A 16,549-nucleotide genomic window follows, 5' to 3' on the forward strand; every position below is an offset into this window, starting at 1 on the left:
TGGAGTTGTGGCGCCCGGAATGCCGGCCCTGCGGCCTTTGTTCGGTGCCACAACTCCATGATCGATGTGGTCAGACCCCGGCGGGTTCGCGGGTCGCGAGGTGGGCGCGGAGGGACTCGCCTTCGATGTCGACGTTGGGGAGGACGCGGTCCAGCCAGCGGGGGATCCACCAGGCGGCGCTGTCGAGAAGGGACATCACCGCGGGGACGATGGTCATCCGGACCACGAAGGCGTCGATGGCGACGCCGATCGCGAGCGCGAAGCCCATCGACTTGATCACCGGGTCGTCGAGGAAGACGAAGCCGCCGAAGACCGAGATCATGATCAGCGCGGCGGCGGTGACCACCCGCGCCCCGTGCCCCATCCCGTTGATGGTGGCCTGCCGGGCGGTGTCACCGTGCACGAAGTCCTCCCGCATCCGGGAGACCAGGAAGACCTCGTAGTCCATGGCCAGGCCGAACAGGATGCCGATGAGCAGGATCGGCAGGAAGCTGACCAGTGGGCCCGCGGTGTCCAGCCCGACCAGGCCGGCCAGGTGGCCCTGCTGGAACACCGCGACCGTGATGCCGAAGGTGGCCGCCACGGTGAGCAGGAAGCCCAGCGCCGCCTTGACCGGCACCAGGACCGAGCGGAACACCAGCATCAGCAGCAGCACCGACAGGCCCACGACCAGCAGCAGATAGATCGGGAGCGCGTCGGAGAGCTTCTCCGACACGTCGATGCCGATCGCGGTCGCGCCGGTCAGCAGCACGTCGGCATTCCGGATGCCGGCGACGTGGGCGCGGATGTCGTGCACCAGCGTCTCGGTGGCCGCGTCGGTCGGGCCGGTCTTCGGAACCACCCCGAGCAACGCGGTCCGGCCGGTGGGGTCGAACTGCGGCGGGGTCACCGCGACCACCCCGTCCGTCTTCTGGATCAACGCGGTGACCTGCGGTACGGCGGCCTGGGTGGCCTGCGGGTCGTCGGCGGTGACGAGCACCGCGAGGCGGCCGGTGAAGCCCGGGCCGAAGCCTTCCTGGATCAGGTCGTTGTTGGTCCGCGCCGGGGTGCCCTCGGCGGCGGTCGCGGCGTCCGGCAGGGACAGGCGCATGTCCTGGGCGGGGAGGGCGAGCAGGCCGAGGCCGAGCAGGCCGACCAGGATGACCGGGATACGCAGCTTCGTCACCCAGCGCGCCCAGCGGAAGCCGAAGCCGGCGCGACCCTCCGTGCCGGTGCCGACCGCATCCGTGCCGGTGCCGGCTGCCTCCGCGCCGCCGCCGGTTGCCGCCCGGCGGCGCAGTCGGCGGGGGAGCACCTTGCGGCCCGCGAAGCCGAGCAGCGCCGGGGCCAGGGTGATAGCCACCAGGACGGCGACGGTCACCGTGCCGGCGGCGGCCAGACCCATTACGGTGAGGAACGGGATGTTCACCACCGCCAGACCGGCGAGCGCGATGACCACGGTCGCGCCGGCGAAGACCACCGCGGAGCCGGCGGTGCCGACCGCCCGGCCCGCGGCCTCCTCGGGGGAGAGCCCGTCGATCAGGTTCTGCCGGTGCCGGGAGGTGATGAAGAGCGAGTAGTCGATGCCGACCGCGAGGCCGAGCATCAGGGCCAGGATCGGCGCGGTGCTGGTCAGCTCGACCGCGCCGCTGAGCGCGAACAGGCCGGCCATGCCGACGCCGACCCCGATCAGCGCGTTCAGCATGGTCATCCCGGCCGCGACGAGCGAACCGAAGGTGAGGATCAGGACGATCGCGGCGACCAGCACACCCAGTGCCTCGGTCGAGCCGACCTCGGGCTCGGCGTTGAGGACCTCGCCGCCGGGGGCGATCTGCCACCCCTGCGCCTCGGCCTGCGCACCCACCTTCTCGTACGCGGTGCGCTGCGCGTCCGTCACCTCGTCCGCGCGCCCGGCGAACTGCACCTGGATCAGCGCGTACCGGCCGTCCGGGGTCAGCGCCTGCGCCTGGTACGGGTCGACCGCGCCGACCACGCCGGGCAGGGTGGCCGCCTCCTCGGTGACCTGCTTGATCACGGCCTGCCCCTGCGGGGTGCCGAGCTGACCGGCCTGGGGTGCCTTGACGGCGATCGTGCCGGTCGCCCCGCTGGCCGCGGGGAAGCGCTCGGCGAGCAGGTCGATCGCGCGCTGCGACTCGGTGCCGGGCATGGTGAAGTTGCTCGCCGTCGGGCCCTTGAGGGTGAGCGCGGCGGCGCCGAGGCCGACGAGCACGACGAGCCAGACGACGGCGACGAGCCGCCGCCGGCGAAACGATGCCCGGCCGAGCCGGTAGAGCAGGGTCGCCATGGAGCTTCCTTTGTTCCTCAGGATCGGAGCTGGGATCAGTTGGTGGGTTCGAGTGCCCGGTGGACGACGGCCAGCAGCGCGGGCCGGAGCACCTCGTCGGGGATGTCGATGAACTCGGCGCAGGTCTCGGCGATCCCGGCCAGCACGACCAGCGCGGCGATCCGCGCCGACGGGCGGTCGGAGTGGCCCGCGAACGCCTCGACGAGCCGTTCGGAGATCTGCTGGATGTGCGCGAAGGCCGGCTGCCGGAGCAGGTCGGGGAACTCGCCGCGGAACAGCGCGATCTCCCGGCGGAGACGCACCGCCAGGTCGACGAAGCCTTCGGCGGCGACCCGCTGCGCGTCGGCGCCGGTGTGCCCGGCGATCCGCGCGTCGAGTGCCTCGAGCACCGCGATGGCCGGCGCCATCAGCTCGCCGAGCAGCGCCTCCTTGTTGGCGAAGTGGTACAGCACGGTGGCCTTGGAACAGCCCACCTCGCGGGCGATGTCCTGCAACGAGGTGCCCTTGTAGCCGGTGACGGCGAAACGTCGCGCCGCCGCGGCGAGGATGTCGTCGTGGGTCTCCGGTACCGGCCGTGCCATGCCGTCCAGCATGCCTGACCGATCGGTCAGCGCCTGACCGATCGGTCAGACTCCTCGGGTGGTCTTCGCCACACCGTTCACCCGACCGGCGTCCCGTGCTGCCGGTCGTACGCCGCCCGGGCTGCGCTGATCGCCGCGCGGTGCCGCTCCGCCCACTCGGTCAGCGCCACCAGCGACGCGTAGAGCTCCAGCGCCATCGGGGTGGCGGTGTACTCCACCTTCGGTGGGACGGTCGGATACACGTGCCGGTGCAGCAGGCCGTCCCGTTCCAGGTTGCGCAGGGTCAGCGTGAGCATTCGGCGACTGATCCCCTCCACCTGCCGCTCCAGTTCGGTGAAGCGGATCGGTCCCCGCGAGGCCGCGATCAGGATGCCGATGCTCCACTTGCCGCCGACCCGGTCCAGCGCCTCCCGCACCGTGCAGGCCCGCGCCTGCTGGGCGGTCACGGTCACACAGCTGTTCTCCTGGGACACGAAAGTGCCTCCTTCCGCTCCGCCTGATGGTCACAGACCATGGCCTCGGTAACAAAACATGCACCAAGGAGGCACTTCGATGACGGGGACCAACCGTTGGCCCGCGCTGCTGGTGCTCTGCGCCGGCAGCCTGATGATCATCCTGGACGGCAGCATCGTCGCCGTGGCGCAGCCGGCGATCCAGGCCGACCTCGGCTTCTCCGCCGCGGGACTGGCCTGGGTGGTGAACGCGTACCTGGTCGCCTTCGGCGGCCTGCTCCTGCTCGCCGGGCGCCTCGGCGACCTGCTCGGCCGGCGGCAGGTGTTCCTGGCCGGAGTCGCCCTGTTCACCCTCGCCTCGCTGCTCTGCGCGGTGGCCGTCGGGCCGGCCACCCTGGTCGCCGCCCGGTTCGCGCAGGGCGTCGGCGGCTCGCTCACCACCGCGGTCGGCCTCGGCATGGTCGTCCGGCTCTTCCCCGAGCCGGCCGAACGGGCCCGGGCGATCGCGGTGTTCAGCTTCACCGGAGCGGCCGGCGCCTCGCTCGGCCTGCTGGTCGGTGGCGTCCTCACCGACCTGGCCGGCTGGCGGTCGATCTTCCTGATCAACCTGCCGATCGGCGTGCTGATCCTGGCCGCCACCGTACGGCTGATCGCGCCGGACTCCGGTGTCGGTCTGCGGGCCGGGCTGGACCTGCTCGGCGCGGTGCTGGTGACGACGGGGCTGATGGCCGCCGTGCTGGCCATCGTCGGCGTCGGGGAGCAGGGGTGGGTCGCGCCGCGTACCGTCGGCGCGGCCGGGCTGGCCGTGGCGCTGCTCGCGGGCTTCGCGGCCCGGCAACGGGTCGCCGTGGCCCCGCTGCTGCCGACCCGGGTGCTGCGGGCGCCCGGCCTGGTCGCCGCCAACGCCGTTCAGTTCCTGATGGTGGCCGCGTACTTCGGCTTCCAGTTCCTGCTCGCGCTGCACCTGCAACTCGTGCTCGGCCTGGACCCGGCGGCCACCGGCTTCGCGTTCCTGCCCGCGCCGCTGGTGATCGCGGCGGTGTCGCTGGGGCTGGCCGGCCGGCTGGTGGCCCGGTTCGGCGCCCGGACGGTGCTGGCCGGCGGGCTGGCGCTCGCGGCGGTCGGCTTCCTGCTGCTGGCCCGCCTCCCGGTGGACGCCGCCTACGCCCGCGACGTGCTCCCGGCCATGCTGGTCTTCGGGGTCGCGGGTGGGCTGACCCTGCCGTCGGTCACCACCCTCGCCATGGCCGGCGCCCCACCTGCCGACGCCGGGCTCGCCTCCGGGCTGGCGAACACCACCCAGCAGGTGGGCGGCGCGGTCGGGCTGGCCGCCCTCGCCACCCTGGCCGCGACCCGCACCGGGACGCTGCGCGCCGCCGGCGTGGACCAGGTCGCCGCCCTCGCCGCCGGCTACCGTACGGCGTTCGCCGTGGGCGCCGCCCTCGTCACCGCCGCCCTGCTGGTCGCCCTGCTCACCGGCCGGTCGACCCGCCGGCCCGCGCCCGCCGAATCCGAAGCGCCCGCGCAGGCGAGCACCACCCTCGGCGGGGTCAGGGTCAGGCACTCAGGTCGGTGAGCACCCGGGCCAGCAACTCCACCGCCGCCGGGTACGCGTGCGACGGCGGGTGGGCGTACCCGACGACCAGGCCAGGCGGCCGGTCCGTCGGGTGGTGCCGGTGCCCGCCCAGCCCGCTGAGGGCGAGCCCGCGCGCGGCGGCCGCCGCCAGCACCTCCGCCTCGGGCGGGCCGTCGGATGGCAGGTGGACGGTGGCGTGCAGGCCCGCCGAGATCCCGCTCAGGGCGAAGCGCCCGCCCAGCCCGCCCAGCCCGCCCAGCCCGCCGAGCCCGCCCAGCCGGTCCAGCAGCAGGTCCCGCCGCTGCCGGTAGCGCCGCCGGACGGTACGGATCTGCCGGTCGTAGCCGTGCATGGTGATCAGGTCGGCGAGAGCGAGCTGGCCGATCGTCTCGGTGTGCAGGTCGAGGTGGCGCTTGGCGTGCACCACCGGATCCACCAGCCGGGCGGGCAGCACCAGCCAGGCCAGGCGCAGCGCGGGACCCAGCGTCTTCGCCGCCGTGCCGACGTACGCGACCTGCTCGGGGGCGGTGCCCTGGACCGCGCCGACCGGCTGCCGGTCGTACCGGAACTCGCCGTCGTAGTCGTCCTCGACAACCAGGCCGCCCGTGCTCCGGGCCCAGTCAGCCAGCGCGTGCCGGCGGGCCGGGTGCAGCGTCACCCCGGTCGGGAACTGGTGCGCCGGGGTCACCACCGCGGCGCCCACCCGGGCGAGGTGCCCGGTGCCGAGCAGGTCGGTACGGGCACCCCGGTCGTCCACCGGCAGCGGCAGCACGGTTCCGCCGTGGCGGCGGGCCACCTCCCGGTGGAAGGCGAGCCCCGGGTCCTCCATCGCCATGGTCGGCGTACCGGCGTCCCGGAGCACGGTGGTGAGCAGGACCAGCGCCTGGACGTACCCGGTGGTGACCACGATCCGCTCCGGGTCGGCGAGCACACCGCGGGCCCGCCCCAGATAGCCGGCGAGCGCGTTCCGCAGCTCCGGCCGGCCGCGCGGATCGCCGTAGCCGTACGCCTCGGCCGGGGCCACGGCCAGCGCCCGCCGGGTGGCCCGCAGCCAGGCGGTGACCGGGAAGAGCCCGACGTCGGGACTGCCGGGGCGCAGGTCGTACCGGAAAGGTGGTGGCCCGGCCGGCGGCGCGGCCGGTGCCGGCGCGGCCTGGCGCAGCGGGCTGACCTCGGTGCCGGCACCGACCCGGGCCACCAGCCAGCCCTCGGCGACCAGTTGGTCGTAGGCGGCGCTGACCGTGCCCCGGGACAGCCCGAGCTCGGTGGCGAGCACACGGGTGGCCGGCAGCCGGGTCGACGGCGGCAGCCGGCCGTCGCGGATGGCGTCGCGCAGCGCCCGCTCCAGCCCGGCCCGCCGGCCGCCGCTCGCGTCCAGCTCCAGGTGCAGGTCGACGCCGAAATCGGCCCAGTCCATCGGCACGGAATTGGAGCTTAGGGCCGGACACCGCACCCGGCGAGAATCGCCGCATGATCGAGCTGAGCCAGCGGGCCGCGGCGCTGCGCGCGCTGCACCGCCCTGGAGATCCACTGATCCTGCCCAACGCCTGGGACGCCGGGTCGGCCCGGGCCGTGGCCGCCGCCGGCTTCCCGGCCGTCGCGACCAGCAGCGGCGCGGTCGCCGAGGCGCTCGGCCACGCCGACCACGAGGCCACCCCGGCGGGCGAGATGTTCGCCGCGGTCGCCCGGATCGCCGCCGCCGTGCCCGTCCCGGTCACCGCAGACCTGGAGCGGGGGTACGGGCTGCGCCCGGCCGAACTGGTCGACCGGCTGCTGGCCACCGGCGCGGTGGGGTGCAACATCGAGGACTCCGACCCGCGTACCCGGGAACTGTGCGACGTGGAGGAACAGGCCGACCTGCTCGCCGGGGTTCGCGCGGCGGCCCGGGAGGCCGGGGTGGACCTGGTGCTCAACGCCCGGGTGGACGTGCACCTGCGGGCGTACGGGCCGCCGGCGGGGCGGCTCGCCGAGGCGGTACGGCGGGCCCGCCGCTACCGGGCGGCCGGCGCGGACTGCGTCTATCCGATCGTGCTGGCCGACCCGGCGGCGATCCGGGCCCTGGTGGCCGAGGCGGACGCTCCGGTCAACGTGTTCGCCCGCCCCGGCGCGCCGGCCGTGGCCGAGCTGGCCGCCCTCGGGGTGGCCCGGATCAGCTTCGGCTCCGGCGTGTACGCGGCCGCCCGCGCCCGTACCGTCGAGATGCTCGCCGCGATCCGGGCCGGTGGCGAGGTGTTTCCGGACGCGGAGTAGACCGGGTGTCGGGGTTGCCGGGGCGTCCCCGGGCCGGAAAGGTGAACGGATGGCCACCGCTGACGAGACCCGGGACGGGGTATCGCTGACCAACCTGGACCAGCCGCTGTTCGACGGGGCCGGGGCGACCAAGCGCGACCTGGTCGACTACCTGGACGCCGTGCACGAGCGGATCCTGCCGGAGCTGCGTGACCGGCCGCTCTCGGTGGTCCGGGTGCGGCCCGGGCAGGACCCGTTCATGCAGAAGAACCTGCCGAAGTACACCCCGGACTGGGTGCGCCGCACCTCGGTGTGGGCGGAGGCGTCCCGCCGCCGGATCTCGTACGCCCTCTGCGACGACCGGCGGACCCTGCTCTGGTTCGCCAATCAGCGGGCGGTGGAGTACCACGCCACGTTGGGCCTCGCGGGCCGGCCGGAGCACCCCACTCATCTGGTGCTCGACCTCGACCCGCCCCCGGGCGACTCGTTCGGCGCGGCGGTCCGGGCCGCACTGCTGGTCCGGCAGGCGCTCGCCGACGTCGGGCTGGCCGGGGCGGTGAAGACCAGCGGTGCCAAGGGCGTGCACGTGATCGTGCCGGTGGACGCCGGAACCACCGCCGAGGAGGCCGCCGCCGCGACCCGGGCCATCGCCGTCCACGCCGAGCGGCTCGACCCGGCGCTGGCCACCACCGCCTTCATCGTCGAAGACCGGGGCGGTCGGGTGTTCGTCGACTCGACCCGGGCGTACGGGGCGACGGTGGTGGCGGCGTACAGCCCGCGGATCCGGCCGGGTACGCCGGTGTCGTACCCGGTCGGCTGGGACGACCTGGAATCGGTCACGCCCGCCGACTTCACCGTACGGACCGTGCCGGCGCTGGTCGCCGAGCGGGATCCGTGGGCGGCGGCGCTGCCGGCTCCGCAGCGGCTACCGGACGACCTGGTGGCCGAGGGGCGGGCCATCCCGGTGGCCCGGGTACAGGCGATGCACGAGGGTAAACGCCGGGCGAAGGCCCGCCGCGAGGCCGGCTGACCGCTGTGGACACGGAAGAAGCCCGGGCCGACGGCCCGGGCTTCTGGTGTCTGTGCCCCCGGCAGGATTCGAACCTGCGCCCCCGCCTCCGGAGGGCGGTGCTCTATCCCCTGAGCTACGGGGGCTCAGCGACCCGAGAAGAGTAGCAAACCCGCCTCCGGATCACCCAATCGGCACCCCGCGCGCCGCCCCGCCCCCACCGCCACCGCTGATCATGAGGTTGGCGGCAGCCACGGAGATCATCAACGCCGCCAACCTCATGATCATCGGAGGAGATTCGGGGCGGGTCAGGCGGCGGCGAGGGAGCGGCCGCAGCTGGGGAGCGGGTGCAGGACGATGCGCCGGGGAAGGCGGCGGGGCCACTCGTTGCGGGGCCACGAGCCGTCGACGATCAGGTGCACCGTGCGCTCCTCGGCGCCACTGAGGCGCAGCACGAAGTCGCGCGGGAGCGGCGGGTCGACCGAGGGTGTGGTGATCATGAAGCGCACCCGGCCCCGGGAGGAGACCGCCGAGATCACGTCGGCCGCCGGCATGGTGCCGCGCAGTCGTATCCGGCCGATCCAGTAGACCTCCGCGGCGTGCTCCTGGGCGGCCCCGGTGATCGACGGGTACTCGGTGCGTACCCAGCGCTCGACCGCGCCCACGCAGAGCCCGCAGGCGCGCTCCCGGGGTTCCCGCGGACCCAACCCCCAGGCCCGCAGGTACGCCCCGACCGTGCCGGCGTCCATCGCCAGGTCGAACCGGCGCTGGATGAGGGTGGTCAGGCTCTGTCGCGTCCAGAGCTCCTCGTCCAGGCCGAACTCGTCGGGGTGGACGCCCCGTAGCGCGTCGATCAGGTCGAGTTCCTGTTCGCGGCTGAGCGTTCCCGACTCGCCCGGCCGCTGTCCGCGACGGACGGCTGCCACCGCCCCGTCACCGCCGATGGTGTGGCGTCGGCACCAGCTGGTCACCGACCGCCCTGCGTCTCTGAGTGCAACCCCCACGTCCTGCGCAACGAGCCCGAATCGCAACTGGTCACGATATGTGGGGAGAAAAGTCTCCAAGGCGCACTATGGGTCGGACAGCGCCAAAACGTTATAATCCGGCATAACGGGCAAAGATGACTCCAGGCATGCGAGGGGCCCGCGTCGTTCCCGACGCGGGCCCTCGGAACAGACGTGACCGGCTCAGCCGCCGAGCCGCTTGAGCGCGGCCTGGAGGTTGGTCAGGTCGGTCTGCTGGGTGTTCTTCATTGTCTGCGCGACCAGCAGCACGTCCTTGTCGTGCCCCCCGTCGAGGACTCCCTGGATCATGTGGACCCCGCCCAGGTGGTGCCGGATCATCAGCTGGAGGAAGAGCAGATCGAACTCGTGCCCCCGCGCCTCCCGCAGCTTCGTCATCTCGTCCGGCGTGGCCATGCCCGGCATCAGGCCGTCCTTGACCACGGCGGCCCCGTCCGACATCCAGGCCATCGGCGGCTGGTCGCCGGTCGGGTCCAGCTTCCACAGCCGCAGCCAGGTCTGCATGGTGCCGATCTCACCCTGCTGGCCGGTGGCGATGTCGCCGCCGATCTGGCGTACCTCCGGATCCTCGCCCTGCTGGAAGGCCATCAGCCCCATCGCCACCGCCTGCGCGTGGTGGGTGGTCATGTCCCGGGCGAAGCCGGCCTCCACCGAGTTGTCACCCGGACGGGTGAAGCTGGGGGTGAGCAGGCCGCCCGCGTACCCGAGGAGGAGACCGACCACGACGGCCGCGGCCAGGGCGAGGGTGCCGAAGCGGCGAATCCCCCGCCGGCCACCGTCATCGGTGGTCGGGGCCTCGTCGAGGTCGGTGTCCGTGGTCACGGCAGCGGTCATCGCGGCGTCCTCACTGGGTCGGCTGGTCCATCTGGTTGCCCAGGTCACGCGGCGTGGTGCCGGTGGCGGTGACGCCCTGGTCGCAGTTGGCGTTCGGCCCCTCGACGGAGGCGTTCACCCGCAGCGTCTTGATGAAGTCGTCGATCCGGCTGTCGTCGGCGTTGTCGACCTTGAGCTGGAAGCCCCAGGCCTGCAGCGAGATCGGCTTGTCCAGCCCCTCGAACGGGCTGAGCATCAGCTTCTCCTTGCCCTGCACCTTGGCCTTGAGCTTCGCCACCTGGTCGGCCGCCAGGTCCGGGCGGTAGGTGATCCAGACGGTGCCGTGCTCCAGGCTGTGCACCGCGTGCTCGTTGGCGATCGGGGCGTCGTAGACGTCGCCCATGCAGTTCTGCCAGGTCGGGTTGTGCGGCCCGGCCACCGGCGGGAGGACGTCGTACTTGATCGCGCCCTGCTCGTGCCGGCCGCCGGTGACCAGATCCTTGTCCTTCTTGCGGTAGTCGACCACGCCCTTGATCGCGTCGGCCCGCTTCTCCCACGGCTGGGCGCCCTGGTACACCGCCCAGGCACCCGCCCCGATGATGCCGACGGCCAGCACGCCGACCGCGACGAAGAGCGCGATCGGCCCCCACGACCGGCCCTGGCTGACCTTCACCGGCGCGATCGGCTTGCGTCCCTTGCCGCCTGCGCCCGCCCTCGGGGTGCCCTTGCCGGCCCCCGCCTTGTCGCCGGCGGGCTTGCCGCCCGCGGCCGGCCGGCCGGCCGCCGGCTTCTTGCCGGTGCTGACCACGGTCGGACGGCGCTCCGGGCCGCCCGGGGTGCTGATGCTCATCGTGCCTCGTCAGGTCGGTCGGTCAGGGGAGCCGCGACCCGGTTCACATGCTGGTCGCCGCCGCGGTGCCCGAGTCTACCCCCGATAACATGGATCGGTGACTCCCGCAGAACTCGCCGAGGTCGTCCTCTCCGCAGCCCACGCCGTCTTCGAAGACCGGGGCCTGGATCGCGCCGCGCTGCCCGCGCAGACCACCGTCGAGCGACCTCGTAACCCTGAGCACGGCGACTACGCCTCGACGCTGGCGCTGCAGCTCAGCAAGAAGGTGGGCGTATCCCCGCGGGAGCTGGCCGCCGCCCTGGCCGAGCAGCTCGGGCGGGCGCCGGGGATCAAGTCGGTGGAGATCGCCGGCCCGGGCTTCCTGAACATCCGGCTCGACGCGGCCGCCGCCGGCCAGCTCGCCAAGGTCATCGTCGAGGCCGGCCCGGAGTACGGCCGCAGTGACACCCTCGCCGGCCAGAAGATCAACCTGGAGTTCGTCTCGGCGAACCCGACCGGCCCGGTGCACATCGGCGGTGTCCGCTGGGCGGCCGTCGGCGACGCCCTCAGCCGGCTGCTCCGCGCCACCGGCGCCGAGGTCGGCACGGAATATTACTTCAACGACGCGGGCTCGCAGATCGACCGCTTCGCCCGGTCCCTGCTGGCCGCCGCGAAGGGCGAGCCGGCCCCGGAGGACGGCTACGGCGGCGCGTACATCGCGGAGATCGCGGCCGAGGTGGTCAAGCGCCGGCCGGAGGTGATGGAGCTGGCGGACGCCGCCGCCCAGGAGGTGTTCCGGGTCGAGGGCGTCCAGCTCATGTTCGACGAGATCAAGTCGTCGCTGCGCGACTTCGGCGTCGAGTTCGACACCTACTTCAACGAGAAGGACCTGCACGACCGGGGCGAGCTGGAAAAGGCGCTGGTCCGGCTGCGGGAGCAGGGGCACATCTTCGAGGCCGACGGGGCGACCTGGCTGCGCACCACCGACTTCGGCGACGACAAGGACCGGGTGCTGCGCAAGTCCAACGGCGAGTGGACCTACTTCGCCGCCGACTGCGCCTACTACCTCGACAAGCGCGAACGCGGCTTCGAGCGTGTGGTGATCATGCTGGGTGCCGACCACCACGGCTACCTCGGCCGGATGAGGGCGATGGCCGCCTGCTTCGGCGACGACCCGGAGGTCAACCTCGAGATCCTCATCGGCCAGCTGGTCAACCTGGTCCGCGACGGCGCCCCGGTGCGGATGAGCAAGCGGGCCGGCACCGTGGTCACCCTGGAGGACCTGGTCGACGCGATCGGCGTGGACGCCGCCCGCTACGCGCTGGCCCGCTACTCCAGCGACTCGCCGATCGACATCGACGTGGAGTTGTGGACCCGGGCCACCCGCGACAACCCGGTCTACTACGTGCAGTACGTCGCCGCGCGGACGGCCGGGGTGGCCCGGAACGCGGCCGAGGTCGGGCTGACCCGCGGTGACGCCGACGCGTTCCACCCGGAGCTGCTCGGCCACGAGAAGGAGAACGAGCTGCTCAAGGCGCTCGCCGAGTTTCCCGCCGTGGTGGCCACCGCCGCCGAGCTGCGCGAGCCGCACCGGGTCGCCCGCTACCTCGAGGAGAGCGTCGCGCCAGCCTTCCACCGGTTCTACGACAGCTGCCAGGTCAACCCCCGGGGCGACGAGGAGATCACCGACACCCACCGGGCCCGGCTCTGGCTCCTCGACGCGACCCGGGTGGTCGTCGCCAACGGCCTGCACCTGCTCGGCGTCTCCGCGCCGGAACGGATGTAGTCCGGTGCGCGCGCACGAGGCCGGTGCTCTGCACGGCGAGATCGGCCACCGGGGGCCCGCCTGGCTGCGTACCCCGGTCGACGTCAACGCCCTGGTGCCGCAACTGTGGCCGCGCCACGTCACGCGCGGCGCGGACGGCGCGCTGGTGGTCGCCGGCCTGGACGTCCGCGACCTGGCCGCCGAGTTCGGCACCCCGGCGTACGTGCTGGACGAGGACGACCTGCGCTCGCGCTGCCGCGAGTTCCGGGCCGCCTTCCCCGACGCCGACGTCTACTACGCCGGCAAGGCGTTCCTCTGCCGCGCGGTGGTTCGCATGATCGCCGAGGAGGGCCTGTTCCTCGACGTCTGCACCGGTGGTGAGCTGGCCACCGCGCTGTCGGCGGGGATGGAGCCCGCGCGGATCGGATTCCACGGCAACAACAAGTCGGTGGCCGAGCTGACCCGGGCGGTGGACGCCGGGGTGGGGCGGATCATCGTCGACTCGTTCGCCGAGATCGACCGGCTCACCGCGCTCGCCCGCGAGCGGGGGGTGCGCCCCAAGGTGCTGGTCCGGGTCACCGTCGGGGTGGAGGCGCACACCCACGAGTTCATCGCCACCGCGCACGAGGACCAGAAGTTCGGCTTCTCGCTGGCCGGCGGGGCGGCCGCGGCGGCGGCCTTCAAGATCATTGACGAGGGTGTGCTGGAGCTGCGCGGGCTGCACTCGCACATCGGCTCACAGATCTTCGACGCCAGCGGCTTCGAGGTCTCCGCCCGCCGGGTGCTGAGCCTCCAGGCGCAGATCCGCGACGCCCGCGGGGTGGAACTGCCCGAGCTGGACCTGGGCGGCGGCTTCGGCATCGCGTACACCACCCAGGACGACCCGGCCGCGCCGCACGAGCTGGCCAAGCGGCTCCGCAAGATCGTCGACGGGGAGTGCGCGGCCGAGAGCCTGGCCGTACCGCACCTGTCCATCGAGCCGGGCCGGGCCATCGTCGGCCCCGCCGTGCTCACCCTCTACCAGGTCGGCACCACCAAGGACGTCGACGGCCTGCGGACGTACGTGAGCGTGGACGGCGGGATGAGCGACAACATCCGCACCGCGCTCTACGACGCGTCGTACTCGGCGACGGTCGCCAACCGGGCCTCGTCGGCGGAACCGATGCTCGCCCGAGTGGTGGGAAAGCACTGTGAGTCCGGGGACATCGTGGTGAAGGATGAATTCCTGCCCGCCGACGTCCAGCCCGGAGATCTTGTCGCCGTACCCGGCACCGGGGCCTACTGCCGGAGCATGGCCAGCAACTACAACCATGTCCCGCGGCCCCCGGTCGTCGCCGTCCGCGACGGTCGGGCCCGGCTGATCGTCCGCCGGGAGACGGAAGCGGACCTGCTCGCATTGGATGTGGGATGACGGCACCTGTGCGTTTGGCGCTGCTCGGCTGCGGCACGGTCGGCGGTGACGTGGTACGGCTGCTGCACGAGCAGTCAGCCGACCTCGCCGCCCGGATCGGCGCCCCGCTGGAGATCGCCGGCATCGCCGTACGCCGGCTCGGCCGGGACCGCAGCGACCTGCCGGTCGACCCCGCACTGTTCACCACCGACCCGCTCGGGCTGATCAAGCGGGACGACGTGGACGTCGTGGTGGAGGTCGTCGGCGGCATCGAGCCGGCCCGGAGCTGGCTGGTCGAGGCGCTGCGCGCGGGCAAGAGCGTGGTCACCGCCAACAAGGCGCTGCTCGCCGAGGACGGCGCGACGCTGCACGACGCCGCCGCCGAGGGCGGCGCGGACCTCTACTACGAGGCGAGCGTCGCTGGGGCCATCCCGCTGCTGCGGCCGCTGCGCGAGTCGCTGCACGGCGACCGGATCAACCGGGTCACCGGGATCGTCAACGGCACCACCAACTTCATCCTCTCCGCCATGGACGCCACCGGCGCCGGCTTCGCCGAGGCCCTGGAGGAGGCCACCGAACTGGGCTACGCGGAGGCCGACCCGACAGCCGACGTGGAGGGCTTCGACGCCGCCGCCAAGGCCGCCATCCTCGCCTCGCTGGCGTTCCACACCCGGGTCACCGCGGCCGACGTGCACCGCGAGGGCATCACCGAGGTGACCGCCGCCGACGTGGCCAGCGCCAAGGCGATGGGTTGCACCATCAAGCTGCTCTGCATCGCCGCCCGGGGCGCCGACGCGGCGGGCCGGGAGACGGTCAGCGTGCGCGTGCATCCGGCGATGATTCCGCGGACCCACCCGCTGGCCAGCGTCGGCGACGCGTTCAACGCGGTCTTCGTCGAGGCCGAGGCGGCCGGGCAGCTCATGTTCTACGGCCGGGGCGCGGGCGGTGCGCCGACCGCCAGCGCCGTGCTCGGCGACGTGGTGGCGGTGGCCCGCAACCGCCTGGCCGGGGTGCACGCCGCCAGCGAGTCGGCGTACGCGGACCTGTCGGTGCGGCCGATGGGAGAGGCGCTCACCCGCTACCACATCAGCCTCGACGTGGCCGACCGGCCGGGTGTGCTGGAGGCGGTGGCCGGGGTCTTCGCCCGGCACGAGGTCTCCATCGCCACCGTGCGGCAGGGGCCGGCGGGTGGCGGCCCGGCCGGTCGGGGCGAGGACGCCGAACTGGTCATCGTCACCCACGTGGCGCCGGACGCCGCGCTCGCGGCCACCGTGCGGGAGTTGCGCGGGCTGGCGATCGTCCGCTCGGTGACCAGCGTGCTGCGGGTCGAGGGCGGGGTGTAGCTTCCCGTCCCGCCTGATGGTTAGGTCGGGGTGTGCCGGCGGCCGGTCCGGGAACCTGGTCCACGCTGGTAGGAGCCCCGACACCACCGGGGCCGGTCGAGCCGAGGAGAGCGAAATGTGGCGGGGTCTGATCGAGACGTACCGGGACCGGCTGCCGGTCACCGACGCCACCCCGGTCATCACCCTGCATGAGGGGAACACGCCGCTGCTGCCGGCGCCGGTGCTCTCCGCCGAGACCGGCGCCGACGTCTGGCTGAAGGTGGAGGGGGCCAACCCGACCGGCTCGTTCAAGGACCGGGGCATGACGGTCGCCGTCTCCACCGCGGTCGGGGCCGGCAACAAGGCGATCATCTGCGCCTCCACCGGCAACACCAGTGCCTCCGCCGCGGCATACGCGGCCCGCGCCGGGATCACCTGCGCGGTGCTGGTGCCGCAGGGCAAGATCGCGCTGGGCAAGCTGGCCCAGGCGCTGGTGCACGGCGCCAAGCTGCTCCAGGTGCAGGGCAACTTCGACGACTGCCTGGGGCTGGCCGGCAAGCTCGCCCAGGACTATCCGGTCGCCCTGGTCAACTCGGTCAACATCGACCGGCTGCACGGCCAGAAGACCGCGGCCTTCGAGATCGTCGAGGCGCTCGGCGACGCCCCCGACATCCACTGCCTGCCGGTCGGCAACGCCGGCAACATCTCCGCCTACTGGCTCGGCTATTCGGAGGACCTGGCGGCCGGCAACGCCACGAAGGCCCCGCGGATGTACGGCTTCCAGGCGGCCGGCGCGGCGCCCATCGTCACCGGCCAGGTGGTGCCGGAGCCGTCGACCATCGCCACCGCCATCCGGATCGGCAACCCGGCGAGCTGGACCAAGGCCCTCGACGCCCGCGACGCCTCCGGCGGCCTGATCTCGGCGGTCACCGACCGGGAGATCCTGGCGGCGTACCGGTTGCTGGCCCGCGAGGTGGGCGTGTTCGTCGAGCTGGGCAGTGCGGCCAGTGTGGCCGGTCTGCTCCAGCAGGCCGCCGCCGGGAAGGTGCCGGCCGGCTCCACCGTGGTCTGCACGGTCACCGGTCACGGCCTCAAGGACCCCGAGTGGGCCATCTCCACCGCCCCCGTCCCGGTCACGATCTCCAACGATCCCCTGGCCGCCGCCCGCTCCCTGAACCTCGCCTAACCCCCAACCCACCCCCACCCCCCCCGGCCACCCGTCGGTCACCCCCTGGTCGCCTGAGTTGATCAAGAAGTTTGCGTCACGGTAGCGCCGA

14 protein-coding genes and 1 tRNA gene are annotated in these 16,549 nt (G+C 73.2%); 7 read left to right on the forward strand and 8 right to left on the reverse strand.

Annotation, left to right across the window (positions count from 1 at the left end; all coding sequences use genetic code 11):
- Nucleotides 1–70 precede the first annotated feature (70 nt).
- From ACIRG9_RS22080 to ACIRG9_RS22090, 3 genes are all read right to left on the reverse strand, one after another.
- Nucleotides 71–2,284 (reverse strand): MMPL family transporter, encoded by a 2,214-nt coding sequence (locus tag ACIRG9_RS22080; RefSeq protein WP_402858866.1) that lies wholly within the window; start codon nucleotides 2,282–2,284, stop codon nucleotides 71–73.
- A 35-nt stretch (nucleotides 2,285–2,319) separates the two neighbouring features.
- Nucleotides 2,320–2,865 (reverse strand): TetR/AcrR family transcriptional regulator, encoded by a 546-nt coding sequence (locus ACIRG9_RS22085; protein WP_402858869.1) that lies wholly within the window; start codon nucleotides 2,863–2,865, stop codon nucleotides 2,320–2,322.
- A 77-nt stretch (nucleotides 2,866–2,942) separates the two neighbouring features.
- On the reverse strand, nucleotides 2,943–3,338 hold the full coding sequence (locus tag ACIRG9_RS22090; RefSeq protein WP_402858872.1) for a winged helix-turn-helix transcriptional regulator: 396 nt from the start codon (nucleotides 3,336–3,338) through the stop codon (nucleotides 2,943–2,945).
- 79 nt (nucleotides 3,339–3,417) lie between these two features.
- Here ACIRG9_RS22090 and ACIRG9_RS22095 point away from each other — a divergent pair, with 79 nt between their 5' ends.
- Nucleotides 3,418–4,893, forward strand: coding sequence for an MFS transporter (locus ACIRG9_RS22095; RefSeq protein ID WP_402858875.1), 1,476 nt, complete (start codon nucleotides 3,418–3,420; stop codon nucleotides 4,891–4,893).
- Here ACIRG9_RS22095 and ACIRG9_RS22100 read toward each other — a convergent pair.
- Nucleotides 4,874–6,310, reverse strand: a complete 1,437-nt coding sequence (locus ACIRG9_RS22100; protein WP_402859439.1) for a PLP-dependent aminotransferase family protein — start codon at nucleotides 6,308–6,310, stop codon at nucleotides 4,874–4,876. The two genes, ACIRG9_RS22095 and ACIRG9_RS22100, sit on opposite strands and share 20 nt — an antisense overlap.
- 53 nt (nucleotides 6,311–6,363) lie before the next feature.
- Between ACIRG9_RS22100 and ACIRG9_RS22105 the strand changes: the two genes are divergently transcribed.
- Together ACIRG9_RS22105 and ligD are read left to right on the forward strand one after the other, a co-directional pair.
- A complete protein-coding gene (locus tag ACIRG9_RS22105) occupies nucleotides 6,364–7,143 on the forward strand; it encodes an isocitrate lyase/phosphoenolpyruvate mutase family protein (protein WP_402858878.1) in 780 nt (259 codons plus the stop codon).
- 49 nt (nucleotides 7,144–7,192) lie between these two features.
- Complete coding sequence (ligD, locus tag ACIRG9_RS22110) at nucleotides 7,193–8,152, forward strand: non-homologous end-joining DNA ligase (protein WP_402858881.1); 960 nt, start codon at nucleotides 7,193–7,195, stop codon at nucleotides 8,150–8,152.
- Between the two features lie 53 nt (nucleotides 8,153–8,205).
- On the opposite strand, the gene ACIRG9_RS22115 is transcribed toward ligD, so the two are convergent.
- The 4 genes from ACIRG9_RS22115 to ACIRG9_RS22130 form a co-directional block, all read right to left on the reverse strand.
- Nucleotides 8,206–8,277 (reverse strand) — tRNA-Arg (locus ACIRG9_RS22115).
- A gap of 162 nt (nucleotides 8,278–8,439) precedes the next feature.
- The gene (locus ACIRG9_RS22120) at nucleotides 8,440–9,135 is read right to left on the reverse strand and encodes a winged helix-turn-helix domain-containing protein (protein ID WP_402859442.1); all 696 of its coding nucleotides are present in this window, start codon (nucleotides 9,133–9,135) and stop codon (nucleotides 8,440–8,442) included.
- Nucleotides 9,136–9,318: 183 nt separating this feature from the next.
- Entirely contained in the window at nucleotides 9,319–9,987 is a 669-nt protein-coding gene (locus tag ACIRG9_RS22125; RefSeq protein WP_402858884.1) for a DUF305 domain-containing protein, read from the reverse strand.
- Between the two features lie 10 nt (nucleotides 9,988–9,997).
- Nucleotides 9,998–10,816, reverse strand: a complete 819-nt coding sequence (locus ACIRG9_RS22130; RefSeq protein WP_402858887.1) for a DUF3105 domain-containing protein — start codon at nucleotides 10,814–10,816, stop codon at nucleotides 9,998–10,000.
- Between the two features lie 97 nt (nucleotides 10,817–10,913).
- Between ACIRG9_RS22130 and argS the strand changes: the two genes are divergently transcribed.
- From argS to thrC, 4 genes are all read left to right on the forward strand, one after another.
- Nucleotides 10,914–12,581, forward strand: coding sequence for an arginine--tRNA ligase (gene argS / locus ACIRG9_RS22135; RefSeq protein WP_402858890.1), 1,668 nt, complete (start codon nucleotides 10,914–10,916; stop codon nucleotides 12,579–12,581).
- A 4-nt stretch (nucleotides 12,582–12,585) separates the two neighbouring features.
- A complete protein-coding gene (gene lysA, locus ACIRG9_RS22140) occupies nucleotides 12,586–13,971 on the forward strand; it encodes a diaminopimelate decarboxylase (RefSeq protein WP_402858893.1) in 1,386 nt (461 codons plus the stop codon).
- Nucleotides 13,972–13,979: 8 nt separating this feature from the next.
- The gene (locus ACIRG9_RS22145) at nucleotides 13,980–15,293 is read left to right on the forward strand and encodes a homoserine dehydrogenase (RefSeq protein WP_402859445.1); all 1,314 of its coding nucleotides are present in this window, start codon (nucleotides 13,980–13,982) and stop codon (nucleotides 15,291–15,293) included.
- Between the two features lie 115 nt (nucleotides 15,294–15,408).
- Nucleotides 15,409–16,458, forward strand: a complete 1,050-nt coding sequence (gene thrC / locus ACIRG9_RS22150) for a threonine synthase (protein ID WP_402858896.1) — start codon at nucleotides 15,409–15,411, stop codon at nucleotides 16,456–16,458.
- Nucleotides 16,459–16,549 lie beyond the last annotated feature (91 nt).

The organism is Micromonospora sp. NPDC093277 (assembly GCF_044765245.1).
GTDB lineage: Bacteria > Actinomycetota > Actinomycetes > Mycobacteriales > Micromonosporaceae > Micromonospora.

Excerpts from the sequence above, each read along its gene's own strand:
- ACIRG9_RS22080 (WP_402858866.1), bottom strand. The coding sequence starts at position 2,284 with ATGGCGACCCTGCTCTACCGGCTCGGCCGGGCATCGTTTCGCCGGCGG.
- ACIRG9_RS22085 (WP_402858869.1), bottom strand. The coding sequence starts at position 2,865 with ATGGCACGGCCGGTACCGGAGACCCACGACGACATCCTCGCCGCGGCG.
- ACIRG9_RS22095 (WP_402858875.1), top strand. The coding sequence starts at position 3,418 with ATGACGGGGACCAACCGTTGGCCCGCGCTGCTGGTGCTCTGCGCCGGC.
- ACIRG9_RS22100 (WP_402859439.1), bottom strand. The coding sequence starts at position 6,310 with ATGGACTGGGCCGATTTCGGCGTCGACCTGCACCTGGAGCTGGACGCG.
- ACIRG9_RS22105 (WP_402858878.1), top strand. The coding sequence starts at position 6,364 with ATGATCGAGCTGAGCCAGCGGGCCGCGGCGCTGCGCGCGCTGCACCGC.
- ligD (WP_402858881.1), top strand. The coding sequence starts at position 7,193 with ATGGCCACCGCTGACGAGACCCGGGACGGGGTATCGCTGACCAACCTG.
- ACIRG9_RS22125 (WP_402858884.1), bottom strand. The coding sequence starts at position 9,987 with ATGACCGCTGCCGTGACCACGGACACCGACCTCGACGAGGCCCCGACC.
- ACIRG9_RS22130 (WP_402858887.1), bottom strand. The coding sequence starts at position 10,816 with ATGAGCATCAGCACCCCGGGCGGCCCGGAGCGCCGTCCGACCGTGGTC.
- thrC (WP_402858896.1), top strand. The coding sequence starts at position 15,409 with ATGTGGCGGGGTCTGATCGAGACGTACCGGGACCGGCTGCCGGTCACC.